The sequence below is a fragment of the Olleya sp. HaHaR_3_96 genome, from assembly GCF_019278545.1.
Classification (GTDB): domain Bacteria; phylum Bacteroidota; class Bacteroidia; order Flavobacteriales; family Flavobacteriaceae; genus Olleya.
In genome coordinates this window covers 2,035,662-2,060,566 of sequence record NZ_CP058987.1, presented here as the reverse complement: position 1 = coordinate 2,060,566, position 24,905 = coordinate 2,035,662, and the positions used below count along the sequence as shown (strand labels likewise).

At 32.6% G+C, this 24,905-nt stretch carries 23 protein-coding genes and 1 tRNA gene; 11 read left to right on the top strand and 13 right to left on the bottom strand.

Annotated features, from left to right (window positions below; all coding sequences use genetic code 11):
- Positions 1-82: 82 nt before the first annotated feature.
- From H0I26_RS08945 to H0I26_RS08920, 6 genes are all read right to left on the bottom strand, one after another.
- Complete coding sequence (locus H0I26_RS08945; RefSeq protein ID WP_218701909.1) at positions 83-2,509, bottom strand: TonB-dependent receptor domain-containing protein; 2,427 nt, start codon at positions 2,507-2,509, stop codon at positions 83-85.
- Complete coding sequence (locus tag H0I26_RS08940) at positions 2,490-3,854, bottom strand: HTTM domain-containing protein (RefSeq protein ID WP_218701908.1); 1,365 nt, start codon at positions 3,852-3,854, stop codon at positions 2,490-2,492. The genes H0I26_RS08945 and H0I26_RS08940 overlap by 20 nt, the downstream gene beginning before the upstream one ends.
- A 59-nt stretch (positions 3,855-3,913) precedes the next feature.
- Positions 3,914-5,008, bottom strand: coding sequence for an imelysin family protein (locus H0I26_RS08935; protein WP_256935308.1), 1,095 nt, complete (start codon positions 5,006-5,008; stop codon positions 3,914-3,916).
- An 86-nt stretch (positions 5,009-5,094) separates the two neighbouring features.
- A complete protein-coding gene (locus H0I26_RS08930; protein WP_218701907.1) occupies positions 5,095-6,303 on the bottom strand; it encodes a DUF4856 domain-containing protein in 1,209 nt (402 codons plus the stop codon).
- Positions 6,304-6,516: 213 nt separating this feature from the next.
- Entirely contained in the window at positions 6,517-7,380 is an 864-nt protein-coding gene (locus tag H0I26_RS08925) for a hydroxymethylglutaryl-CoA lyase (protein ID WP_218701906.1), read from the bottom strand.
- 30 nt (positions 7,381-7,410) lie between these two features.
- Positions 7,411-8,037 (bottom strand): LysE family translocator, encoded by a 627-nt coding sequence (locus H0I26_RS08920; RefSeq protein WP_218701905.1) that lies wholly within the window; start codon positions 8,035-8,037, stop codon positions 7,411-7,413.
- Between the two features lie 44 nt (positions 8,038-8,081).
- Here H0I26_RS08920 and H0I26_RS08915 point away from each other — a divergent pair, with 44 nt between their 5' ends.
- A complete protein-coding gene (locus tag H0I26_RS08915) occupies positions 8,082-9,011 on the top strand; it encodes a spondin domain-containing protein (RefSeq protein ID WP_218701904.1) in 930 nt (309 codons plus the stop codon).
- On the opposite strand, the gene H0I26_RS08910 is transcribed toward H0I26_RS08915, so the two are convergent.
- Entirely contained in the window at positions 8,997-10,028 is a 1,032-nt protein-coding gene (locus tag H0I26_RS08910; protein ID WP_218701903.1) for a quinone-dependent dihydroorotate dehydrogenase, read from the bottom strand. The genes H0I26_RS08915 and H0I26_RS08910 overlap by 15 nt on opposite strands.
- Before the next feature lie 152 nt (positions 10,029-10,180).
- On the opposite strand from H0I26_RS08910, the gene pepT reads away from it, so the two are divergent.
- From pepT to H0I26_RS08875, 7 genes are all read left to right on the top strand, one after another.
- A complete protein-coding gene (gene pepT, locus H0I26_RS08905; RefSeq protein WP_218701902.1) occupies positions 10,181-11,422 on the top strand; it encodes a peptidase T in 1,242 nt (413 codons plus the stop codon).
- 2 nt (positions 11,423-11,424) lie between these two features.
- Positions 11,425-12,507, top strand: coding sequence for an L-dopachrome tautomerase-related protein (locus H0I26_RS08900; RefSeq protein WP_218701901.1), 1,083 nt, complete (start codon positions 11,425-11,427; stop codon positions 12,505-12,507).
- Positions 12,508-12,768: 261 nt separating this feature from the next.
- Positions 12,769-13,434: a DUF6796 family protein gene (locus tag H0I26_RS08895; protein ID WP_218701900.1), complete on the top strand. Its 666-nt coding sequence runs from the start codon at positions 12,769-12,771 to the stop codon at positions 13,432-13,434.
- 8 nt (positions 13,435-13,442) lie between these two features.
- Complete coding sequence (locus tag H0I26_RS08890; RefSeq protein WP_218701899.1) at positions 13,443-15,086, top strand: FG-GAP repeat domain-containing protein; 1,644 nt, start codon at positions 13,443-13,445, stop codon at positions 15,084-15,086.
- A 616-nt stretch (positions 15,087-15,702) separates the two neighbouring features.
- Complete coding sequence (locus H0I26_RS08885; protein WP_218701898.1) at positions 15,703-16,245, top strand: hypothetical protein; 543 nt, start codon at positions 15,703-15,705, stop codon at positions 16,243-16,245.
- A 70-nt stretch (positions 16,246-16,315) separates the two neighbouring features.
- Complete coding sequence (locus tag H0I26_RS19920) at positions 16,316-16,750, top strand: SET domain-containing protein-lysine N-methyltransferase (RefSeq protein WP_411268250.1); 435 nt, start codon at positions 16,316-16,318, stop codon at positions 16,748-16,750.
- Between the two features lie 167 nt (positions 16,751-16,917).
- Positions 16,918-17,265, top strand: coding sequence for a hypothetical protein (locus H0I26_RS08875; RefSeq protein ID WP_256935306.1), 348 nt, complete (start codon positions 16,918-16,920; stop codon positions 17,263-17,265).
- A gap of 279 nt (positions 17,266-17,544) precedes the next feature.
- On the opposite strand, the gene H0I26_RS08870 is transcribed toward H0I26_RS08875, so the two are convergent.
- From H0I26_RS08870 to H0I26_RS08850, 5 genes are all read right to left on the bottom strand, one after another.
- Positions 17,545-17,626, bottom strand: a tRNA-Tyr gene (locus H0I26_RS08870).
- A 506-nt stretch (positions 17,627-18,132) separates the two neighbouring features.
- Complete coding sequence (yajC, locus tag H0I26_RS08865) at positions 18,133-18,426, bottom strand: preprotein translocase subunit YajC (protein ID WP_101017967.1); 294 nt, start codon at positions 18,424-18,426, stop codon at positions 18,133-18,135.
- Entirely contained in the window at positions 18,426-18,923 is a 498-nt protein-coding gene (locus H0I26_RS08860) for a DUF1573 domain-containing protein (protein ID WP_101020962.1), read from the bottom strand. The genes yajC and H0I26_RS08860 overlap by 1 nt, the downstream gene beginning before the upstream one ends.
- 85 nt (positions 18,924-19,008) lie before the next feature.
- Positions 19,009-19,953, bottom strand: coding sequence for a transcription antitermination factor NusB (gene nusB / locus H0I26_RS08855; protein ID WP_256935305.1), 945 nt, complete (start codon positions 19,951-19,953; stop codon positions 19,009-19,011).
- Between the two features lie 110 nt (positions 19,954-20,063).
- Positions 20,064-21,167 (bottom strand): Glu/Leu/Phe/Val family dehydrogenase, encoded by a 1,104-nt coding sequence (locus H0I26_RS08850; RefSeq protein ID WP_218701896.1) that lies wholly within the window; start codon positions 21,165-21,167, stop codon positions 20,064-20,066.
- Between the two features lie 146 nt (positions 21,168-21,313).
- Between H0I26_RS08850 and H0I26_RS08845 the strand changes: the two genes are divergently transcribed.
- Positions 21,314-23,056, top strand: coding sequence for an ABC transporter ATP-binding protein (locus tag H0I26_RS08845; protein WP_218701895.1), 1,743 nt, complete (start codon positions 21,314-21,316; stop codon positions 23,054-23,056).
- Between the two features lie 83 nt (positions 23,057-23,139).
- Positions 23,140-23,553 (top strand): PUR family DNA/RNA-binding protein, encoded by a 414-nt coding sequence (locus tag H0I26_RS08840; protein ID WP_218701894.1) that lies wholly within the window; start codon positions 23,140-23,142, stop codon positions 23,551-23,553.
- A gap of 378 nt (positions 23,554-23,931) precedes the next feature.
- On the opposite strand, the gene H0I26_RS08835 is transcribed toward H0I26_RS08840, so the two are convergent.
- Entirely contained in the window at positions 23,932-24,267 is a 336-nt protein-coding gene (locus H0I26_RS08835; RefSeq protein WP_101017963.1) for a tRNA-binding protein, read from the bottom strand.
- Between the two features lie 233 nt (positions 24,268-24,500).
- On the opposite strand from H0I26_RS08835, the gene H0I26_RS08830 reads away from it, so the two are divergent.
- Positions 24,501-24,905 (top strand): OsmC family protein, encoded by a 405-nt coding sequence (locus H0I26_RS08830; protein ID WP_218701893.1) that lies wholly within the window; start codon positions 24,501-24,503, stop codon positions 24,903-24,905.

Below are 24,905 nucleotides of genomic sequence, written 5' to 3'. Positions count from 1 at the left end.
AGAAAACAGGAAACTAAAACCGACTCAAAACCACTGATAAACAATAGTTTGTATTTAGACTGTTTTAAAATAGATTGGAAAATTAAAACTTAATCTCTAAAGTCGCATAAAAATTTCGGTTAGCCGATGGGATAATTCCTGGGCCAGGATATCCAGTAGCACGCCTTGTAAAATAGGCCGTATCTAAAAGGTTATTGACTCCTGCTTCTAGCTTAAATTGTTTGTATTTGTAAGACATAGACACATCTAATACATCATAAGCCGGTATTTCTCCAATAACACCACTTAAATTACCGTCGATTGCATTTGAAGAATCAGTAAATTGAGACGACAAATACGTGTATTGAATGTTAGATAAAAAATCTTTATATCCCAATCTAATTCCGGTTTTAAAATTATAGTTTGGTATAAACTCTACCTTATTCCCTTCTACTCCCACTTCGTCAGACCTTGTGTACTCTGAATCTACGTATGAAAAGTTGACAAAGTAATTAAAAATATAATCTTCGTTTTTAAGCAGTAGACTTTCTAAATTAAATTCTACCAAACTCTCAATACCATACATCATAGCATCTCCAACGTTTCCTCTTTCGGTTTTAATACTTGTATCGGCTAAAACACGTTGTATAAATCCTATTCTATCATTATAAAATAAGCTAAAACCACTAACGTCATAAGACACTTTATTAGAGAGTTTACCTCGTATTCCTCCATCTACAGTAAACCCACTTTCGTCATCGATATCAGGACTAATTATAAACGCTGGATTATTTATGCTGATATCCGAAAAAGTTACTGATCTGTAGTTTTGAGATAGGTTTCCGTAAACCTCAAACGTCTGACTTGATTTATAACTTGCACCTAAGCCTAGAAGCACAAATGAACGCTCTCTAGTTAAGTCATCTTCTGTATAGTCGTTTAAAATGACATTACCTGCTCCATCGGTATTGATTTGTCTGTAAAAACCATCACTTTGGGTATTAATATATTCAAATCTAAAACCAGGAGTAATAGATAATTTATCATTTAAATACACAATATTTTCTCCAAACAGAGCTAAATTTAAGTTAGGGTAAGTGTAGCTTGATTGATTAGAATAATTAGGAAACGTATCATATTGAAAATCAAAATTAGGGTCCGAACCAGCACTACCTGGACCTTGTTCTGAAGTGTTTTCTGCTTTATAAAATTTGACACCAAGCAGTCCAATCGACTTTTTATCAAACAAACTATAATTCGTTAATACTCTAGTTTCAAAACCAAAATTATCAAATTCACCTTTAATTAAATCTCTGACACCATTACTATCCGCTTGATCCACACGATTAGATCTATATCCCAACGCATTTCTTGAAGCATTTAATCCAAAAGCATTAAATGTAAAATTGGTGTTTTCAGAAAATTGATGCGACAGTTTTAAATTATACAACAACCAATCTACCTGAAACCAGTTACGTGCACGATTACTTTGGTATGGATCCTCTTCAAACATAGCATCGTTTAACCCGCCGCCTTGTTTCGCTAAATACCTTAAATAGGTTACTTCTCCTTCCAGCTTTGTATCTTCATTAAACTGATACCCTAAATGGGCATAAAAATTCTTAGATTCAAAATTTGAATTGTCTCTAAACCCATCTCCTTTTTTGTAATTAAAAAACGTATAATAGCTAAACTTACCTTTAGTACCACTGGCACTAGTAAAGTTGGTATATAAGCCATTACTTCCCACTGTGTTTCTGGTAATTAACTCTAATTCTTTTTCTGTATTTGGTGTTTTCATTTTAAAATTGACCAAACCACCAAATTGTGTCCCGTATTGTAAAGATGCAGCCCCTCTTACAATTTGTATTTCTTGTAAAGCTTCTGCTGTTGGCGTATAATAACTCTCAGGATAACCTAACACATCGGCACTAATATCATAACCATTTTGACGCGTATTAAAATTAGCGGTTCTGTTAGGGTCCAAACCACGACCACCAATATTTAACTGCAATCCTGCATCATCATTTTGATAAATATTTAATCCTGCGACTTGACTGTATAATTGTCTTGCATTATTGGCTCCTAAATTAGCCATAGATTGGTCTACTAGCACCACTTCAGTCTTTTTCCCCGCATAAATAGCAGTTTCTTCCACATCATTTAACTGTTTTAAACTAAATAATTTTGCTTTTCTAACCGTAATTTCTACTTCAGACAGTGTGGTTTCAGCTAAGGGAGATAAGGTAATCTTTATATCCTGTTGTACATTTGTATTGATTGTTTGCTCCAATACTTGATATTCGTAATTAAAAAAAGTCAACATTAAAGTCGCTTTGTCTGTTTCAAATGTAAAGACCCCATTAGCATCTGATTTGGTAAGCAAGCCTGAGGTTTTATCGTAAACGCCTACATTTTCAAGTGTAGCCCCCTGAAGATTAGTAATCGTTCCAGAAATTTGCTGCTGTGCTAACATGCTAAACGCAGATAACATCAGTAATAGTAATAGATTATAGTCCCTTAATTTCATCTGTAAATGGTAAAATCCAGTGTTTATGTTTAAACGATTCTTTTTCTTGATACAAATTTACGCTTTCATCAATAAATAATTGACTTAATCGTCCATTTAAAGCCACATAACTTTTAGCGTAGACTTGAACACCTTTATGGCCTTGATTTGTAAAATGGTCACCTAAATAATGTGCATATTCTAATATAAAATCAGGTTGAAAACTCATTTGCTTCTCCTGCAAAGGCGTTAAAAAATCTGAGTTATTAACCAAAAACGAGTTCCCCTTTTTGTCTATAATTTTAAATGTAGTATTACCCATTTTTTCCATCAACATCACTCGCCATGACAAACGGTAGCCTTCCTCTGTCCAAAACAATTCATCTGGATATAGTAAATACCTAAATGGAAGTAACAGTTGTAACACAAAAAATAATCCTACTATTGGTAGCACTAACTTACTATACCTTACAGTGTATGCTGATTTATATTGTATAGGTTTCGCTGTCGCGGAAATAAAGCCAAGCAACCTCTTGATTTTATGTATTATTTTATGATGAAATGGTGCCTCAAAAAATATTAACGCACTAACAATCATAACAAACGGAAACATGCCAATAGGGAATAAAATACGTGTAAACACATGGAAGAAAACAACGAGTATAAAGGCCGGAATACGTGTCCTTTTGTAAAGCAAGAAAAACGGAATTAACAAATCATACAACATCCCTGACCAGCTCATTGCATAATGAAACCACTCTTGCTGCATTAACGTATTACCTATTAAAGGTAAATCGTATTTAGAAGGTAACCATATTTTTAGTGGTTGCGCCCTGAGCAACCAATCACTATTTATTTTAGCCAATCCTGCATAAAAATAAACAATACCTAATAGTAATTTTATACAATCAATCGTCCAATTAGGGATCGTTCTATAGCTGATTTTTGACTGGTAACTGTCTAATGAAAAGTATTGATTAGCGGGTAAAAAAATCATTAAAAAGCTAAGTATGCTTATAAAATAGTAATGATTTAAGTATACCGTTTTATCCATCAACTCTATATAAGTAAAGCTGAGAAAAAAAGTAATTATTGCTAGTCTGTATTTATAACCAATAGCTACAAAAATGGCAGATAGACCACATATTAAGAATAATAAATACGTGTAATTACCTAAAACTTCAACCCACTCAAAACCATAGTATTTGAAATGAAATTTTGGTTGAATATATACCGTTTCAATCCATCCTTTTAACCAATAACGAAGCATGCCGTAACACATCATTATTCCAAAGCCAATCCTGAACACCGTCAAAGGAACTGCATCCGTAGTTTTATTTAGATATGTTTTTAGGCTAAAATTCATGTTACAAAAAAAGGTTGATGTATTACAATCAACCTTTGATAAATTAGTGATATTTATATTTAATCTCCATCTGCATCTACATAATCAACACTTACATTAAAAGCTTGTAACATATCCACTTTTAAAGAGACTACAACCAACTGTAAAGCATCGTAAGCCTCTGTCATTTTAGTGTTATCTGTCTCAACTTGTGTTTTCAAATCTGCATTTAAAAGTTGAATTTTTTGTCTAGCAGCATCCATTCTATCATTAATTAATGATGCTAAATCTGCTCTATCTAATTCAATTAAGTAACTATTAAAACCTTCACCTATTGGAGAGGTACTTGTTGCTTTACCGTTAAAGATATTCTGAACATTATCTAAAGCTATAAGGGCTAAATCTCTAGAGATTGTTCCGTTATAAATTGCTTCAGCTTTATTTGCTAAAGGATCTGTAGAAAACACACCTCCAGGAATACCAAATTTATTAGCACGCAAACCTTTTTCAAAATAAAAAATATAATCGTTTATAAACTTATTTACTGCACTAGACACTGTATTACTTGTACTGTTTACAAAAACAGCTCTATAATTAGTAGTCCAGTCTGATAACACAGTTTGTGTTAAACTATTCATTTCTGCAATTAAATCTGTTAAGTATGTTCTGTAATTTGCATCTGCATACTTTATCAATATATCTGCATCTGTAGAAGCTATACCATGTAACATGTAATCTACAGCTGGAAAACCTACAGCATCATTATTACCAACCGCAGACAAATCATAAGTCCCACTGGCTATATTTTCTTCAATATCTAATGTACTTGTTGGATATACATTCATTTGAAAACCGTAAAGCATAACTTCGGCTTGACCGATATTAAAGGCCTCTACTAATTGCCAGTCTTTATACGCACTAACAAAAGCAGCTCTTAAATCATCCAAACTAGCTTGATCTGGTGCTGCAGTAAAAGTATCACCAATAGTCGCTAAAGTTTCTAATCCAGATTTTAAATCTTGAAATCTTGGAATAATTACATTATCTGCTAAGTTCGTTTGCATGGCAACTCTATTGTAATTGTCAGGAGTACCATTACCGCTATTAGAATCATCAGATCCTGAACAAGCAACAATAAATAACATAACAGTAAATATGTAAACTAACTTTTTCATAATTATCAATTTTATTTTCAATTTGCAAAAATAAGAAATAGTAGCCATTTATAAAAAATGACTACTATTTTAAATGTACTTAGTTATTAACTTCCTGCTTGCGCTGTTGTAAAGTCAAACTCTGCAGATATTGTATCTGAGATTAAATCGATAGTTTCAGGAGTAATATCCCAAAAACCATTACCTACCATTAACTGACTTGTCAATGCTTCTACTTCCGTTTTTGTAAAGTAAGGCTCAGTTGTACCAGGCTTTCTTGTAAATTGTAAGCTGTAAATAAATCCATAAGCTTCTGACAATGCATGAAATGCTGATGCTTTATCTGTATCTAAATTGTTTTTACTTTGTTGTAAGTAGTATATCCCTCTAGCTGCTAAAACGATAGAGATTTTTTCTCTAATAATGGCAACTTGCTCATCACGTAAATCGTAATCTTTAGCTACAATTGCAGCACGACCTAATTTAAAAGCATTGTAAACGACTAAAGCAATACCAGAAAAATCAGCATCATCATTTACTTTAGATAAGTATTCATTTAAAAATTTATCAGCTTCTAATACGGGTACTGCAGGATTTAATTCGCTACCGTATAAGTAACCATAAGCTTCATCCCATTTATGTTCCATTGTTGTATAATTACTATCACCATCTAAAACATCAGCATCGTTATTTGCGACATTATCGGCTGCGTCTAAAACAGCTGTACTTAAATAATTATTTAAAATTTGATCTGTCATTAATGCACCAATCAAACTTTTTGCAAACGCTTGGTTATACTCTAACCCTTTTGCATTAATATAGCGTGTAGATCCACCTCCTGCTTGTTGCAATTGCCCAGCAAAACCTGCAGTAGCAATAGTTGCCCAATTTGGAAACACTTCAGTCACTTGATTTGCGATATACCCATCAAACGTCGCTTTGATACTTGCTGCATCTGTTGTATTGGCAGAGAAAAAATCTGTAGAAGCTGCTGTTTTACTTCTCACGCTTTTATCTGAAGCATTTAAATCGGCATCAGAAAAATCGTTTGCACCTTCTTCATGAGCAAACATAGCATCTAAAGTAGCTTCTGTATTAGCTGTATTTACTAAACCTGAAACAATCTCTTGTGCCATCTGAAGACGTGTTGTTTGACCACTAAAACTAACACTTGTGTTTCCGCTTCTCTCAAAAGTATAAGTATCAGGAGCTGTTACACCATTGGTCGGTGTTACATTTCCTCCATCGTCGTCACTAGAACATGAGGTTAAAGCTAAAGTGGCTAATGCTGCTAATCCGAATGCTAATTTTTTCATTTATTATATTATTTTGTTCTTATTATTATTTAGACCAATTACAAATAGACTTGTAATTTTGATGCAAAAATAAAAATGAAAACTAACGCACACAAGTTTATTTAGACTAAATTCAAATAAAAACAACAGAAACAAACTAAAACTCTGAAAAACAACTAATTAAATAGCGTTAAAATTCTTTCAATTTAATTGAAAGTAAATATAAAAGAAGAATTAATGGTAAGCTTTGAAGATTTTAGAGGCTTCATTATAAGCACTTTCAAAAGACATGGCATTTAAATTATTAACCTTTTTAGCTGTTAAATAAGACAATACTTTCTCGGTTGGCATATTACCGGTAAGATCGTCTTTAGCCATAGGACAACCACCAAAACCTTGGATGGCGCCATCAAAACGTTTACAACCTGCCAGATAAGCGGCATCTACTTTTTCAAACCATGTATCTGGTGTGGTGTGTAAATGTGCACCAAACTCGATGTCCTTATAATGCGGAATTAAATTAGAAAACAAATACTCTATATTTTCCGGATTAGAGGTCCCAACAGTATCACTTAAAGATAAGATTTTAACGCCCATTTTGCTTAAACGCTCCGTCCACTCTCCAACGATATCCACATTCCAAGGATCTCCGTAAGGATTACCAAAGCCCATCGATATATAAACAACAACTTCTTTATTAGCTGCGTCTGCTTGGTTTAAAATGTCTTGAAGTAATACTATAGATTGCGCTATCGTTTTATGTGTATTGCGCATTTGAAAATTTTCTGAGATAGAAAACGGATAGCCTAAATAGTCAATTTCGGGATGTGTACAAGCTTCTGCTGCGCCACGCGAATTTGCTACGATAGATAATAATTTACTAGTCGTTTGACTTAAATCCAATTTTGACAAGACCTCTGCTGTATCTACCATTTGCGGAATAGCTTTAGGCGATACAAAACTACCAAAGTCAATAGTATCAAACCCGACACGAAGTATAGATTGGATATATTGTATTTTTTGTGCTGTAGGTATAAACTGTTTAATGCCTTGCATGGCATCTCTTGGACATTCTATAACTTTAACCTGGTTTAACATTTGTGATTTAAATTCTTGTATAAAAGTAGGTTATTTTTCTGAAAGGAATATAAAAATCGCGATCCCAATAAAGACTACAATCTGTAACCACTTTAAAACCAACCCGATATTTTTACTTTGTTTTAAATAATCAGAAATAAAACCGGCTAAAATTGCGATTAATGCAAATACAATAAATGAAGTCGCCATAAAAATCAATCCCAAAACATAAAACTGCGTCACCGTGCTTATGGTATCACTATATAAATAAGCTGGAAAAAAAGCCAAAAAGAAAATAGAGACTTTAGGATTTAAAACATTCATGATCACCCCTTGCTTATATAAATGCCCCAAGCTTTTTTTAGGGACAGCCGCACTACCTAATGAGACTTTAGCATCGCTTTTATAGACTTTATAAGCCAAATATAATAAGTACAAAGCTCCTAAAGCTTTGATGGCAAAAAATAAAGTATCGCTTTCTTTAATTATGGCCGACACACCAAACGCTACTAACGTGGTATGTAATAAACAACCAGAAATTAAACCGCAAACCGTGGCGAGTCCATATTTACGACCGTTAGTAATACTTTGCATTAATACGTAAATATTATCTGGACCTGGAGAAAAGGACAAGGCTACAGTCGCAAATATAAAAGACAGAATAAGGTTATAATCCAAAAGAATAGCTTAAATTTATTAAGCAATAAATATATATTTAAAATATGAAAAAGTCCATCTTTCTTTTAATTTTAAGTTATACTTTAAACGTAAACGCACAAGATTCTTGTATAAATGGCGGTATAAATGCTTCAATTTATGATGTAACGTTTGAAAGTAATTGGAATGAGATTGACCACTCCGAAATACCCACTAGTGCACATTGGTCTAATTTACTTCTGGTAAACCATAATACGCCAAATCAGTTTTTGGAAATTGGACAACTTGCCACAACGGGCATTAAGGATGTTGCTGAATTAGGGGATAATACAGCCTTTTCTAATGAGGTCCAAACAGCTATAGATAATGGAGATGCGCAACAACTATACACTAATGCCTTTAGTCCAAATAACGCGACTAGCACTATTACTTTTGAAATAACAGTTTGCAACCCTTATAATTATTTGACTGTAGTTTCCATGATTGCACCAAGTCCAGATTGGTTTATTGCAGTTAATAGTTTTGATATCACAGATATCCCTTTAAACAGTATAGATAGTCCTATTGTCATAGATGTTTTTGCTTACGATGCAGGAACAGATGATGGTATAAATTACGACTCGTCTGATAGCCCAAATACACTTACAGGTATTTCTATGATTAATGGTTATCCTTTTAATGGTATTAAGATTGGAACTTTAACGATTGAATATAAGTTGACTTTACTAAGTTTAGAAGACCAAAAAATAAACAAAGAAGTTAAACTCTTCCCCAATCCATCCGACGGAAACATTTTTATATCAGGTGATACACTATCAGAAATAGATACGATAACCGTTTATGATATACTAGGAAGTGAAGTGAAATCTGTTAAATTAGATACCGTCGAAAATAATATAACATTGAATCTTTCCAATTTAAACAAAGGAATATATCTCGTTCAATTAAATACTAAAGATGGACATTCTAAAACTCAAAAGTTAATCTTGCAATAGTGCTTTATTAATCTTTTTTATTAGACTTGGTCCTTCATAAATAAACCCTGTGTAAATCTGTACCAAATCAGCACCTGCATGTAGCTTGTCTAAAGCATCTTGTGCCGAATGGATACCTCCTACTCCAATAATAGGAAAGGCCTTATTGCTTTTATCCGCTAGATACTTAATAACCTTAGTTGATTTTTCTTTAACCGGTTGTCCACTTACACCACCATTACCTATTTCGGCTAGACGTGCTTCAGAAGCTTTTAAATTAGAACGATCTACAGACGTATTACTTGCAATCACACCATCCAAATTAGTTTCGGCAATTAGCGCAATAATTTCGTCTAATTGTATGTCATTTAAATCTGGAGCTATTTTAAGCAAAATGGGCTTTTGCTTAGCAAAGGTCTTATTAGCCTTTTGCACCGTACCAATTAATTCTAACAAATAATCCTTATCATTTAACTTAGCATGACTCCCTACATTTGGGCAACTGACATTCAGCACAAAATAATCTACGTAGCGATGTAAACCGTTAAAACACTCTAGATAATCTTTGGTATAATCCTCAGGCTTAGTCTGTGTGTTTTTCCCAATATTACCACCGATAATAAGTTTGCCTTTATTTTTTTTAAGTTGAACGATAGCCTGTTCTAAACCTTCGTTATTAAACCCCATTCTGTTAATAATCCCTTGGTCGTCCTTTAATCTAAAGAGACGTTTTTTAGGGTTCCCCGCTTGACCTTTTGGAGTGACGGTACCAACTTCAATAAAACCGAAACCAAAGTTTGCTAATTCATTATACAACACCGCATTTTTATCAAAACCGGCTGCTAATCCTACGGGGTTTTTAAAGGTTAAACCGAAAAGTTTGCGTTCTAGTTTAGGGTCTTCAATAGTATATAGACGTCTATATAACGATGCCATAAAAGGAATCTTAGACGTCACTTTTACTAATGAAAACGTGAAATGATGAATATTTTCAGGATCGAAACTAAAAAAGAAAGGTCTTAAAAGGGATTTGTACATGATAATAGGTTTGCACAAAAGTAATTCTAATTAAAAAATTGAGCAATTCAAAAGCTAAAAAACTTAATAATCGTAACTTTGACGTACAGTTAAATTATTTAATTTAGCTTAACATTTCAACGGAATACAAAACGTATTAAAATCACAACAAAATGATTTCAAAAGAAGATATAATTAAAAGATTTGTAGGTTACGTCACTGTGGATACTGAGTCTGATCCAGCAAGTGACACTACACCAAGTACTGCTAAACAATGGGATTTAGCCAATGCGTTAGTAGAAGAGCTAAAAGCTATTGGTCTAGAAGAGGTCACTATAGATAAGCATGCTTATATTATGGCCACTTTACCAAGTAATGTTGCTCATGACGTACCAACTATTGGGTTTATTTCGCATTTTGATACAACGCCTGATTTTACAGGTGCTAATGTAAAACCACAAATTATTGAGAGCTACGACGGTGAAGACATTATTTTAAACAAAGAAGAAAACATTGTATTGTCTCCAGATTATTTTGAAGACTTATTACTATACAAAGGTCAAACATTAATTACAACCGACGGAACAACACTTTTAGGTGCAGATGACAAGGCTGGAATTACAGAGATTATTTCGGCAATGGAATATCTTGTGGCTAATCCACAAATCAAGCACGGAAAAATTAGAGTTGGTTTTACTCCTGATGAAGAAATTGGTCGTGGTGCACATAAATTTGATGTTGAAAAATTTGGTGCCGAATGGGCGTACACCATGGATGGTAGTCAGATTGGAGAATTAGAATATGAAAACTTTAATGCTGCAGGCGCAGTTGTAAAAGTAAAAGGAAAGATTGTACACCCTGGTTATGCTAAAGGTAAAATGGTTAACTCGATGTATATTGCTACCGAGTTTATCAACTCGTTACCACGCATGGAAACTCCAGAACACACGGAAGGTTACCAAGGTTTTTTCCACCTATACGCTATGTCAGGAGAAGTGGAAGAAACCGTTTTAGAATACATTATCAGAGATCACGATTTAGGTCATTTTGAAGCTAGAAAAGAAATGATGCAAAAGCTAACTGATGAGCTTAATGCACAATATGAAAGAGAAGTTGTGACTATTGAGATCAAGGATCAATATTTTAATATGAAAGAAAAAGTGGAACCTGTAATGCACATTGTTGATATTGCTGAAGAAGCAATGAAGCAGTTAAACATTGAACCACTTATTAAAGCCATTCGTGGTGGTACAGATGGCTCACAATTAAGCTATATGGGCTTACCATGTCCAAACATCTTTGCTGGAGGACACAATTTTCATGGCCGTTATGAGTATGTTCCTGTGGAAAGTATGATTAAAGCAACGGAAGTGATTTGTAAGATTTGTGAAATTACTGCTGAGAAAAATAAATAATTATGAAAAAACTATTGGTATTATCGGCTTTGGTCGTAAGTAGTATTGCTTGTAAAACGGAGACTAAACACCCAGAAACCACAACGACTGAAATCCCTACTAAAGTTGATGAATTAGCAACTATTACGGAGGTTGCCGAATTTACGGGACAACAAGTTACTGGTGTTACTGTTAGTGAAGCAGGACGTGTATTTGTTAATTTTCCTAGATGGAGACCGACAGTAAAACATTCGGTTACTGAAGTGGCGAATGGACACTCTATTCCTTTTCCAAATGAACATTGGAATAGCTGGACTCCGGACACACCCTTAACAGATACAACTTTTGTTGCAGTACAATCTGTAGTTGCTTCTCAAAAAGAACTGTTTGTAGTAGATACTAGAAATCCTTTTTTTAAAGGTGTGTTATCTAACCCCAGATTATTTGTTTTCGATTTAGAAAATAATACACTAAAACAAACCTATACATTACCAAACGAGGTGTTTTTTAAAGATTCGTATATTAATGATGTTCGTATCGATCGCAAAACTAACGTTGCTTATTTTACGGATTCAGGACATGCTGGTTTATTACTTCTAAATTTAGAAAGCGGAACCTTTAAACGCGTGTTAACCGATCATATCTCTACGACTGCAGAAACGGATCATTTAACTATTAATGGTAAACAATGGGTAAATACAGTACATGCTGATGGTATTGCTTTAAACCAAATAGATGACGTGTTATATTTTCATGCCTTAACAGGATACACACTATACGCTGTATCCACTGCTGTACTAATTAACGCGACAGAGGAAGAGATTGCAGCTGCGGTAGAGGTTGTTGATAAAACAGCTGCACCCGACGGAATGATTTTTGACCAATCTGGTAATCTTTACTATGCCGATTTAGAAAACAATGCCATCTTAAAAAGAGATTTAAACGGGATGACTACAACCATAGCCAAAGGTGATTCTGTACGTTGGGCGGATACCTTTAGTATTTATAATGGTGATTTATACTATACCAATTCTCGTATTAACGAGATTACGGGACCTATTCCAACAATGACCTTTCAGGTGAATAAAATAGCACTAAAAGACTAGTTGTTTTATTATTAAGAACAACAGTAATCAAATTAACTTTTTGATTACTCTATTAGAAAAAGCCAAAACGTATGTTTTGGCTTTTTCTTTATGTCTAATTGAATGCTTAACTACTACTTAAACTATAACGCGCTGACAGTCATGTTCTTTAAAATAATTTTAATAGTAATCACAAATTTAGGTTTCTCTTTTTTTTTGTAATCATTCACGACATCTATCGTCTAACAGTATCTAACGCTATACTAAATACTACGACCGATAATGACAATAAAAGAAAAACAATTAATTTACACCACTGGGATAATCGGTTTGATAGCGAGTATAATCGTAGGTTTAGGTGAGTTTTTATTACACTATAGTGCTCAATTAACTGAGAATACAGAAAACTATAACTTCTTTGCATTTGTATCTAAAAACAATCTTATTTATGGTCATTTTCTGGCAGTCTTAGGCACGCCTTTATACTTTGTAGGCTATTATCACATCTACAAAATGTTAAAAGGAAAAGAAAACAAATGGGCCTTTATCGTATTCGCTCTTGGTATTATAGCTTTTACTGTAGGCGGTTTTTGGATAACTTCTAGAGCTTTTTTAGGAACCATTGTACATTTAAAATCCGATATTAACACTGTTACCTACACACAAATCTTAGACAACTACACCTTGTTGAGCGAATCTTTAGTGCAAGTCTTAAGAGTCGTAATTTTACTGTTATCTGTCTTTTTTATTATTTCGATTCTAAAATCACAAACGTATTATAATAAATGGATGGCTATTACTAATCCTATTGTATTACTAATAGCCGTCTTTGCAATCTATTTTGTCGCACCTAGTATAGGACAATACATAGCACCTATCGCTATGAACGTAGTCCATTTTATCCTGTTTAGTTTATCTCTATACCAATTCAATAAAAATTATAAATAATTATAAGTATGAAGTTTTTAAAATATATCTTTCTTGGTCTTTTAACCATAGTACTTCTAGCAGTACTATTAGTCTCTTTTAAATTTGGAACGGATGGAAGCAACCCATACGATCACACTATTGATACTAATCTGATACCTACATTTAATGAAGTCACTTTAGATTTTGTTCAGGAGCATAATACTAAAGCATCACTTCCTGTTATAGCATCGACATTAATTGATATTAACAATGATGGTGTTGACGAATTGTTTTTTGGAGGTGGATTTGATCAACAAGATCAATTATTTGAATTTAAAGACCAGGGATTTAAATCGATTTCAGACCGTGTAAAGCTTCCTAAAAAAAACAAAGTCACCACTTTGGGAGCAGCCTCTGCCGATTTTGATAACAATGGATTTACAGATTTAATTGTATCTCGTGAAGATGGAATCACTATATATTATAATACGGAAGGCATTTTTACTCCAAAAAAAATAAAGTATGCTTTAGCTGATAATGCGACGCCTCTTGGTTTTGCATTAGGAGACATTGATAAAGATGGAGACATTGATATATTTATCTCTAATTACATTAGAAAAGAACAAATGCAAGGTCAAAATAATTTCACAAAAGGTTATGGACCACAAAGTCAGTTACTATTAAATAATGGAGACAACACTTTTACTGATACAACTGCTAACTCAGGATTGGCTTACAACCACAATACGTTTATGGGGATCTTTATTGACATAGATAATGATAGTTGGTTAGATTTAATTGTAGCACATGATACAGGAGAAGTTAAAACTTATAAAAACAATAGAAATGGGACATTTAAGAACATGCCTAATCCGACATCAAACTTATATGCCTATCCGATGGGTATTGCCGTAGGAGACTACAATAACGATGGTAAAGTAGACTTTATGTTTTCTAACACAGGATCTACAGCACCACATTTTTTAGCACGAGGGGATGTTGATGAAAGTGAATTCAATTCTGATTGGATCTTCTTTGAAAACAAAGGCAATTTCAAATTTGAAGATGCAGCAGATAAAGTGAAAGTAGCCGATTTTGAATTTTCTTGGGGAGCAGTAATGTCAGATATGAATAATGATGGTCTACAAGAGTTAATTGTTGCAGAAAACTATGTCGAATTTCCACCTCACAAACTATTCAAATTACCAGGACGATTTTTAACGCAAAAAGCAGACCATACCTTTGTTGCTACCGAGGATAAAAGTGGTGTTACAAATAAAAACTATGCTATTACTCCCTTAGTTAGTGACTTTAACCAAGACGGTTATCAAGATCTTGTATGGGTAAATATTTCAGGTCCAGCAAAAGCCTTTATCAATAAGGGAGGTACTAATAATTACTTCCAATTGACATTTGCCGAAAATGCTGAAAATATTGGTGCTAAAATAGAAGTGATAACCACCTCTGGAAAAACAATAACAGAAGACTATATTATTGGAGAAGGTTTAGTGTCTGACCAAAGTGCAACGCTCACTATTGGGTTAGGAAAAGACAGTATAAAAAGTGTCACAATAGTTTATATAGATGGAACTGTACAACATTTAGATAATGTCACAATAAATTCAAGAGTAGTCGTTCCAAAAATGATGACTCCAGAGGATGAAGCATTAGACACAACACCTATTGAATAGCATTTTAAAATATTTAATTTATATACTACTTCTGTTTGGTATATACGGTGCAGGTACCTTGAGTTATAGCCATTTGACTCAGGGTACTATTTGCCCAACCATAGTTAGCATACCGGCTTGCTATATTATATTGACGTGTTTAGTCCTTCCATTAATTATTCATATAATTAACGGAAGCAATCGGGGCTATTTTATTCTAACAGGATTAGCATGGACTATTGCAACCTATGGTTCCATTATGCAGATTTCAAATACTATTACATGTCCAAAAACGGCAGAAGGTATTCCCATGTGTTATATTTCCTTCGTTATGTTTTCTCTTTTGATTTTACTAAAAACATTAACGTTGACACAGAAATCAACTAAAAATTGAAGACAGCTGTATTGCCTAAAAATACGATTCCTATTTGATAGCAAATCTTTTCAATTTAGAAACATGTCAAAAGTAAAAGCGCCCTAAAGCTATCTTTACTTAAAAAAAAGGCCCGAAGGCAATTATAAAGCAACTGATTTCCTCAAATTATTGAGGAACAATTAGAATTATTTAATACTATTGTACTTTACAAAAAACCAATACACATCACTGTACAAACAATTAAAAATAACAGCCTACCGTATGAAAACGATACACCTACTTTCAGTCTTATTTATAATAACACTTACTAGTTGTAATGACAGTAAAAAAAATACTAGCATTAAAACTAAAAATGAGAGAACAATTTATAAAACTAATCGTGGCGAACTAGTCGTGCTTAAGATTGTTAATGATAGTGCTTATCATATTGATTTTCTATCGGCAAAGACCAAAAACAATCCTAAAACACCACAATCTACTAGTACCGATAGTATCCTAAATTACTTTACACTAATACAGTTTGAAGGAACCGTTAGTACCAATGGCAACAAACAAACCCTTAGCGAGAAAGTCATTACTAACAGTATCAAGATAAGTAACGGAAAAGAAATTAAAGCACCACTGTTTTCGGCTGCCAATATGGTCTACTTTAAAGACTCTAAAAACTTGAGTATTTATGATGAGTTACTTACTGAAAAAAAGAATCTTTCAATAGAGAAAACCTTAGAAATAGTTAAAAAACACAAAGATTGGACGGGAGAAAAAATTAATTTAGAACTTGTAGAAAAGAAAGTACAAGATTAGTTTCACGAATAACTAAGTAAGTATACCTTACTAATACGTTTAATAAATTCCACAAAACTAAAGAACAAGTATCATCACAAAAACCATCTCACATAATAACACGATAGAAGCTCAAGAATCAGACTATTTATTTGTCAAGGCGTCCCAAATACCTGAAGCTGGTAATGGATTATTCACAGCAATAGCTATTTATAAAAATGAAATAATCTCATTATTCAAAGGTGAGATTATTGATGCTATGGAAGCCGATAGAAGAATACAACTAAACCATGACAAATACTTTATTAATTTATTAGAGGGCGGTATTATGGATAGTATGCATACAGATTGTTTTGCTAAATACGCTAATGATACCAAAGGAGCTTCTAACTCCCTATTTAAAAACAATGCAAAAATCACGTTAGATGATGATCATAATGTGTGCTTGAAAGCGACTAAAAATATTAAATCTGGAGCTGAAGTATTTTGTGGTTACGGTAAGACCTATTGGAAAAAACATCTATAATTTATAGTGATTAGCGACTAATTGCATTTATTTTAAAATAAACATCTATAATTGATTTCCCATAAGGACAAAAAAAATTAAATTTGCAATTCTAAGTCAGTAACTAATCACATTTATAATTTTGCCCTTTGGAAAATAAAAAAGCAATTGCACTAGTAAACAAAATCTTGAAAGACCTAGATACTACAGGTATTAATACAGATGCATTAATTGAAGACATTAAAGCGCTAAGAGAATATACAATAGAGAGAGAAATCCCTCTTGCTGTAAAAGTATTGCGTTACACTTGTGAGCATATTGAAGAGAACAACTCTTTTTTAATTGCCATCCCAGAAGACACTCCTATTGAAGAGGCTGCTGACTTTGAAGATGACACTGAAGAAACAGAAGTTGAAGCTACAGAAATAGATCAAATTGAAAGTCTTAAATATGTGATTTCACTTATCAGAAACCTTGATAACAGCATGAACATATTAGATTTAAAATATTTCAAAAAAGCATTAACAGAAAACTAAAACAGTTTCTTTGCTTTCTATAGGTTTAATAAGTTTTAACCTGTGTAGTTCCGGTAGAACACCTACGACTCTATAACAGACTACTATATGGCGTCTTGTCCTGTAAAAATAAGGCCGTAATAAATTTAGATTACTATATAAACCATAACACAAAAGCCAAAACAAATTTGTTTTGGCTTTTTCCGTTTACAAACGTTTAGCAGGACTAAAAATAATGCTCCACTTAGATTTAAAGCATAAAAAAAAGCCTTTTCAAATGAAAAGGCTTTTTAATAAATGTGGGGAGAGTAGGATTCGAACCTACGAAGACGTAGTCAGCAGATTTACAGTCTGCCCTCGTTGGCCGCTTGAGTATCTCCCCTTTGTTGACTGCAAATATATTTAAGTTTTACCTATTTCAAAGCAAAATAATGCACTTTTTTTTAAATAATTTCAAACCTGCTGATTTCTAATTATTTATTATCAAAAAAATATTTAGAATTATAATAATCACTTCTGTTTTAATCAAACAATTATCGTTTTACGACTTATTACGCACCAAAAACAGCGCTAAAAACAACCTAAAAGCCCTCAATATAGTATGAAGATAAAAAGGAGCGCAGTATAAAACCTACTATACTCATCTTAATAATGTAAACAGCATACTAAATATATTAAAAACGTCTCTTAGCGCGTTTATCAGACCAAATAAAACACATTTACAAAAACCCTATGAGTATAACAAAAACACCTATAAAGTCCTTATTATAGCACTAGCCGGTATACTAACTACAGGTAAACGTTACTAGTCACAGAACAGATTAAAAACTAGCAAATAAAAAAGGTGACCAAATGGTCACCTTTGTTTTTTATAATTTAAACTACTGATTATTTTTTTAATGCAGCAGGTTTATTTAATGCTGAGCTCATTTCCATCGAAATGGCAGAACGGTCAAACTTTAACTTTCCAGACATAGTCTCTATAACACAACTATTATCTTTATCGTTAAGCTCGGCAACCTTTCCGTGCAACCCGCTTTTAGTGATTACTTTATCACCACGCTTTAACTCGGCAGCAAATGCTTTCTCTTTTTTCGCACGTTTCATCTGTGGTGCAATCATAAAGAAATACACAACAGCAAACATGGCTATTATAGGTAAAAAACCGCTAATTCCTTCCATTATTTAGTAACTGGTCCTAAATTAGTATTTGCCCCTTTAACTGGTGCATTAGGATCAGGAGTAATAAATGCAGAAATCTTAACAGATTCTTTTCCTGTTGCAGTATTAGCAGTAATATTAATTACTTTAGATGTTTTGTTAGCACCTTTACCGTTAAACTTAACTGTAAATTTATCAGATGCTCCTACCGCTAATGGCTCTTTAGACCAATCTTTAGGTACAGTACATCCACAAGTACTTTTAATATCTGTAATCACTAATGGTGCTTCACCTGTATTTGTGTAAGAAAACACTGTTTCTTGAGGTGTTCCTGATACAATTTGTCCAAAATCATGTTCTTTTTTATCAAAAGTGATTACTGGTAATTTTCCAGATTGAGCATCTCTTTCTGCTGCTGCAGTCACGTTACTTGGGTTAATCTTAGCTGCTGCATCTTGTTTACAAGACGTTAAGCTCATTAAGCATACGGCACTTAATAGAATCAATACTTTTTTCATAATACTTATTTTAGATTTGTTGAAATCCATTTCTAGACTTCTAATTTTATAATAATTGAACTGTAAAAATAATAATATTTTTTAACTACATCAACCCTCTTCCAACTTTATTTAATTTTCCATCAGCCTGATATTCTTTTAACAATTTGTCAAGTATACCATTTATAAAAATACTGCTTTTTGGTGTCGAATATTCTTTAGATATTTCAAGGTATTCGTTTATCGTTACTTTGGTTGGAATAGAAGGGAATTCTTTAAGCTCACAAATAGCCATTTTTAAAAGCACTAAATCTATACTTGCAATACGTTCTGTATCCCAATTCTTAGTCTTAGCTGTTATTTCTTCGCCTAATTTAGTCTGATTTAATAATGTTTTTTTGAATAGCTTTATAGCATACTCCTTGTCTTCAATATCTTTGTATAACTTAGGTGTCAAAAAACGCTCGTCAGAAGACTCCTTAATTTTACGTAGTAATTTTAAGATTGCAGTGTTAACTGTTGGTAAATCGTCTAACCAAGTTAAATTTTTATCCTCGATATAGTCGTAAAGCTTTTCGTTTGGTGCAATAATCTCTTTAAAAACATCAACAATAAAATCTCTATCTTCTTTAAAGGTAGACGTTTTAGTTTGCATGTATTCTTTATACAAATCACTAGCTATAATAGCTTTATAGATAACATCTACATACTCGTTATCTAACTGCCAATTATTAATGTTATTATTGGCGAAAGCTATTTTTAAAGCTTCATTGTTAGCAATAAGCTGTAATACTTGATTATTTATAAGTTTTTTGTTTGGATTTTTTTCTTCTTGAGTCGCTAAATGCTTTTTTTGAATGGTTTCTAACTGGCTTTTTGATCTTTTGTTAACTTCTACCATTAAAGATAGTAGCATTAGATACAAACTATACATATTATCAATACTGTATAATAAAAATTTTTGATCTTTTGAAAAATCATCACTTTCTGTACCATCAAATGCATATAATACTTGCATTACTTTAACACGGATATGTCTTCTACTTAGCATACTTACAAAGAACTTTAGATTTCAATTAGGTTGAAATACTTTTATATTATTAATTAAAAAAGGCGCAAGTTTTCACTTACGCCTTGCAAAAATAGTCTTTTAAATGATATCTATTGCTGATTTTCTTTTTTTCTAGCTTCAATTCTACCTAAAGCAATATTTAAAGCTGCTTGATGCGTTGTAATACCATTACTACCCGCATTATTTAAAATTTCTAATGTCGTATTATAAATATTTTCTGTTTTTCTCATTATCTCCTGCTTACCATAGTTTTCAAGCTCTGCGTAAACATTAATAATGCCTCCAGCATTAATTAAAAAATCTGGTGCGTAAACAATTCCTTTTTCTTGTAATAAACGACCATGCTTAATCTCATCTGCTAATTGGTTGTTTGCGGCTCCAGCGATTACCTTAGCTCTAATAGAGTTAATTGTAGTATCATTTATTGTTGCTCCTAAAGCACAAGGCGCATAGATATCTACAGCCTCTGCATATACATTGCTTCCTTTATATATAGAAGCACCATATTTTTTACTGATAGCCTCAAGACGTTCTTCATTAATATCGTCAATAATAACTTTAGCTCCATCATTAGTTAAATGCTCTACTAAAGATTCACCAACATGACCAATACCTTGTACAATAACCGTTTTATCTTCTAAAACATCTGTTCCAAATTTATAATTAGCAGCAGCTTTCATTCCCATAAAAACACCGTAAGCTGTAATTGGAGATGGATTACCTGCACCACCTTTATCTTCAGAGATTCCAGTAACGTAAGGTGTCACCTCTCTAACTAAATCCATATCAGCTGTTTCCATACCAACATCCTCTGCAGTAATGTATCGTCCACTTAAGCTATGTACAAACTCACCAAAACGCTTCATTAATTCTGGCGTTTTTTGAGTTTTTGCATCTCCTATTATAACTGCTTTACCTCCTCCTAGGTTTAAACCTGTTATAGCAGATTTAAAAGTCATCCCTCTAGACAAACGTAGTACGTCATTTAATGCTTCCCACTCGTTAGCATATTGCCACATTCTAGTACCTCCTAATGCAGGTCCTAAAACTGTGTTATGAATTCCAATTATTGCTTTTAATCCTGTATCTTTGTCGTTGCAAAAAACGACTTGTTCGTGATTATCGAAAGATAATTGTCCAAAAACAGGATCTGCTTTTGATAATTGTTTAGTGTTAATTAATTCTGAAACCATTTAGTATACGTTTAATTTAAAGTATAGACATTACATTATTTGTAAAATCAGCACACAATATTAACTTATAATTACTATAAAAACAATAATTTACATGTTAAAACGTGATATTATTAAAAAAATTCTAAATCTACATTTTATATTAAATGAAAGAATTACAACATCTTAATAAATATTTTTACAAATATAGGACACAGATCATTATTGGTATCCTAATTACCATAATATCTAAATTATTTACGGTTTTTGTTCCTAAATTTATTGGCTCGATAATAGACGTCATCAATGACCAATTACAAAACCCAGAAACTAGTGAAGTTGCTTATAAAGCAAAACTCCTCAAATACATTTTACTTATAATTGGGTCCGCAGTCCTATCTGGTTTTTTAACTTTTTGGATGCGCCAAACTATCATTAATGTTTCTCGTTATATTGAATTTGATTTAAAAAACGAAATCTACCAACAATATCAAAAACTGTCTCTAAATTTTTACAAAAAAAATAGAACAGGAGATTTAATGAACCGTATTAGCGAAGATGTTGGTAAAGTACGCATGTATGCAGGTCCTGCTATTATGTATAGTATAAACACCTTGACTTTATTTATAGTTGCTCTTGTTTTTATGTTTAAACAAGCACCATTGCTAACCCTGTATACGATTATTCCTTTACCCATTTTGTCTATAATAATTTACAAAATAAGCTCAGAAATACATAAGCGTAGTACTGTTGTTCAACAATATTTATCAAAACTGTCTACATTTTCGCAAGAAACGTTTAGTGGTATTTCTGTAATCAAAGCCTATGGTATTGAACCACAAACGTCTGCTAATTTTGAACAATTATCAGAAACTAGTAAAGAGAAACAACTAAACTTAGTCAAAATCCAAGCCCTCTTTTTTCCGATGATGATTTTACTAATTGGACTAAGTAACGTATTGGTTATTTACATTGGAGGGAAACAATATATGAATGGTGAGATTAGCTTAGGAACCATCTCTGAGTTTATCATGTACGTTAATTTACTAACTTGGCCAGTAGCGACTGTTGGTTGGGTAACGTCTATTGTGCAAGAAGCAGAAGCCTCTCAAAAACGTATTAATGAATTTTTACAAACAGAACCTGAAATACAAAACAAAAATCTTCAGCCTTCTATAATAAAAGGTGATATAGAATTTAAAAAGGTCTCATTTACTTATGACGACACTAATATACAAGCCTTAAAAGATGTTAGTTTTAAAGTTAATTCAGGCGAAACTTTAGCCATAATAGGAAAAACGGGCTCTGGAAAATCAACTATTTTAGATTTAGTAGGGCGCTTATATGATGTCACTAAAGGCGAAATTTTGATTGACCACAAACCTATTCAATCTTTAAATTTATTTAGTTTACGAGATGCTACTGGATATGTCCCACAAGACGCCTTTTTGTTTAGCGACAGTATTAATAATAATATCAAATTTGGAAAAGAAAATGCCTCTGATGAAGAAGTTATTGAAGCTGCAAAACTAGCACAAGTACACAAAAACATTATTAAGTTTAAAAAACAATATAGTACCGTTTTAGGAGAACGTGGTATTACTTTATCGGGAGGACAAAAACAACGGGTGTCCATTGCTAGAGCTATCATAAAAAAACCAGAAATCATGCTATTTGACGACTGTCTATCGGCTGTAGATACAGAAACAGAAGAAAAAATATTGACCAACCTTAAAACAATTACTAAAGACAAAACAACGATAATTGTTAGTCACAGAATTTCTTCTGCAAAAAATGCAGATAAAATTATTGTCTTAGATGACGGGCAGATTGTGCAATCCGGAACACATAATCAGCTTATTAACATAGATGGTTATTATAAAGAGTTGTATTTAAAAACCACTAAGTAAAAAGATTTGCGTTAAAATGTTGTGTCATTCAACTTTTTTCTTGATTTTTGAGAGACAATTAACTAACAACACAACATAAGATTATGCATAATAACGAGATGATGGAGAAGGAAGAAATTTTTTCGAAAGTATTAAGAGCAGGAAGACGAACTTACTTCTTTGATGTAAGAGCAACAAAAGCAGATGATTATTACTTAACGATTACTGAAAGTAAAAAATTTACAAATGACGACGGATCATTTCATTACAAAAAACATAAAATCTATTTATATAAAGAAGATTTTAATGAATTTAATGAAATCTTAAAAGAAATGACGGATTATATCATTAACGAAAAAGGAGATGAAGTGATTAGTGAGCGTCACCAAAAAGATTTCAAAAAAGAATACGATACACCAAAACCGGAAGCTGTTAAAGCTGTCGTTTCTGCTGAAACAACTGACAACTCAACAACTGCTGAAAGTAGATTTACAGATGTAGATTTTGATGATATCTAATAAATATTACCAGTGTTAATTACCCTAATAAAAAGCCTTTTCTAAATTAGAAAAGGTTTTTTTATGCTTTATTATATACTAAAAACAATAGCAAAACAGAAGACCGTTCTATTATACTTGATACAAGTCCAAAACAAGCCGATACAAACCGATACGAGTTAAAATAAGCAACCACAACAGAACAAGTGTAATGCATACAGCAAATCTAAATGTAGAGGTAGCTCTACTTCCTTAATAGTAGGCTTTAAGTACGCTCCATATAAATATTGGAGCACAAAGTATTAAGTCGTCAATAATTTTAAAATAGAGTACCACCTAAAGCAACACCAAACAGGATTATGGCCAATGTTATATTGCCTGACTTATGTCGGACATTTATTACGACACAGCAGTACCATTAGGCACTTTACTTTCAGGGTTAAGTAATATAACATCCTTACCGATAACTGCACCAAGCACAAGACATTCACTCATAAACTTAGCTATCTGCTTTCTAGGAAAATTTACTACAGCAACAATTTGCCTATTTAGTAAGACGTCCTTTTTATATAACGTCGTAATTTGTGCACTTGTTTTTTTAATTCCCAAACCACCAAAATCAATCGTTAATTGATATGCAGGATTCCTAGCTTCAGGAAAATCATTAACTTCTATAATTGTACCGATACGCAAATCTACTTTGGTAAAATCTTCAAATTGGATAGTATTACTCATAACTTAGTTGCTTAGTTAGTTTGTGGTTACACTGCAATGTAATATTTTAAAATGAAATATTAAAAACGACACCATTTAAAACAAGTCCGAATTTCGATTTAAAATTGGAGAAATTATTATCTTTATATTGCTATTTTTAATGGAATGACACACTTATCATAATAAGATTTAAAAATAGTAACACACTATTTCAATAAAAAGAACACACCTTAATAGTAAGTAAAAAGAAACCCATGAACTATTCAATAAAAGCCACTGCAACTTCAAAAAACAATGCTTCCATTCGGATTAAAGACACCGCAATTACCTTTGGAACAACAAAAGATTCTGCTGAAACATTAGCCAATCCTGCTGAGTTATTTCTAAGTTCATTTTCAGCATGTATTCTTAAAAATGTAGAACGCTTTTCTGACCTAATGCACTTTGAATACAATACAGCAGAAATCACTGTAAGCGCCATTCGTTTAGAAAAACCACCAAGAATGGATCACATTAATTATGAGTTAAAAGTGTACAGTCAAGACCAAACTTTAAATATAAATTTACTTAAAAAAAATATTGAAAAATTTGGTACCATATACAATACTGTTAGTCAGTGTTGCACGATAGTTGGTGACGTTAAAAAAATATCTGAGTAA

Bases quoted from the DNA above. Each gene is read 5' to 3' on its own strand.
- H0I26_RS08945 (WP_218701909.1), bottom strand. From the start codon at position 2,509: ATGAAATTAAGGGACTATAATCTATTACTATTACTGATGTTATCTGCG.
- H0I26_RS08925 (WP_218701906.1), bottom strand. From the start codon at position 7,380: ATGTTAAACCAGGTTAAAGTTATAGAATGTCCAAGAGATGCCATGCAA.
- nusB (WP_256935305.1), bottom strand. From the start codon at position 19,953: ATGCTAAGTAGAAGACATATCCGTGTTAAAGTAATGCAAGTATTATAT.
- H0I26_RS08900 (WP_218701901.1), top strand. From the start codon at position 11,425: ATGAAAAAACTATTGGTATTATCGGCTTTGGTCGTAAGTAGTATTGCT.
- H0I26_RS08845 (WP_218701895.1), top strand. From the start codon at position 21,314: ATGAAAGAATTACAACATCTTAATAAATATTTTTACAAATATAGGACA.
- yajC (WP_101017967.1), bottom strand. From the start codon at position 18,426: ATGGAAGGAATTAGCGGTTTTTTACCTATAATAGCCATGTTTGCTGTT.
- H0I26_RS08850 (WP_218701896.1), bottom strand. From the start codon at position 21,167: ATGGTTTCAGAATTAATTAACACTAAACAATTATCAAAAGCAGATCCT.
- H0I26_RS08935 (WP_256935308.1), bottom strand. From the start codon at position 5,008: ATGAAAAAGTTAGTTTACATATTTACTGTTATGTTATTTATTGTTGCT.
- H0I26_RS08835 (WP_101017963.1), bottom strand. From the start codon at position 24,267: ATGAGTAATACTATCCAATTTGAAGATTTTACCAAAGTAGATTTGCGT.
- H0I26_RS08885 (WP_218701898.1), top strand. From the start codon at position 15,703: ATGAAAACGATACACCTACTTTCAGTCTTATTTATAATAACACTTACT.
- H0I26_RS08840 (WP_218701894.1), top strand. From the start codon at position 23,140: ATGCATAATAACGAGATGATGGAGAAGGAAGAAATTTTTTCGAAAGTA.
- H0I26_RS08890 (WP_218701899.1), top strand. From the start codon at position 13,443: ATGAAGTTTTTAAAATATATCTTTCTTGGTCTTTTAACCATAGTACTT.
- H0I26_RS08915 (WP_218701904.1), top strand. From the start codon at position 8,082: ATGAAAAAGTCCATCTTTCTTTTAATTTTAAGTTATACTTTAAACGTA.
- pepT (WP_218701902.1), top strand. From the start codon at position 10,181: ATGATTTCAAAAGAAGATATAATTAAAAGATTTGTAGGTTACGTCACT.
- H0I26_RS08930 (WP_218701907.1), bottom strand. From the start codon at position 6,303: ATGAAAAAATTAGCATTCGGATTAGCAGCATTAGCCACTTTAGCTTTA.
- H0I26_RS08860 (WP_101020962.1), bottom strand. From the start codon at position 18,923: ATGAAAAAAGTATTGATTCTATTAAGTGCCGTATGCTTAATGAGCTTA.
- H0I26_RS08910 (WP_218701903.1), bottom strand. From the start codon at position 10,028: ATGTACAAATCCCTTTTAAGACCTTTCTTTTTTAGTTTCGATCCTGAA.
- H0I26_RS08895 (WP_218701900.1), top strand. From the start codon at position 12,769: ATGACAATAAAAGAAAAACAATTAATTTACACCACTGGGATAATCGGT.
- H0I26_RS08940 (WP_218701908.1), bottom strand. From the start codon at position 3,854: ATGAATTTTAGCCTAAAAACATATCTAAATAAAACTACGGATGCAGTT.
- H0I26_RS08830 (WP_218701893.1), top strand. From the start codon at position 24,501: ATGAACTATTCAATAAAAGCCACTGCAACTTCAAAAAACAATGCTTCC.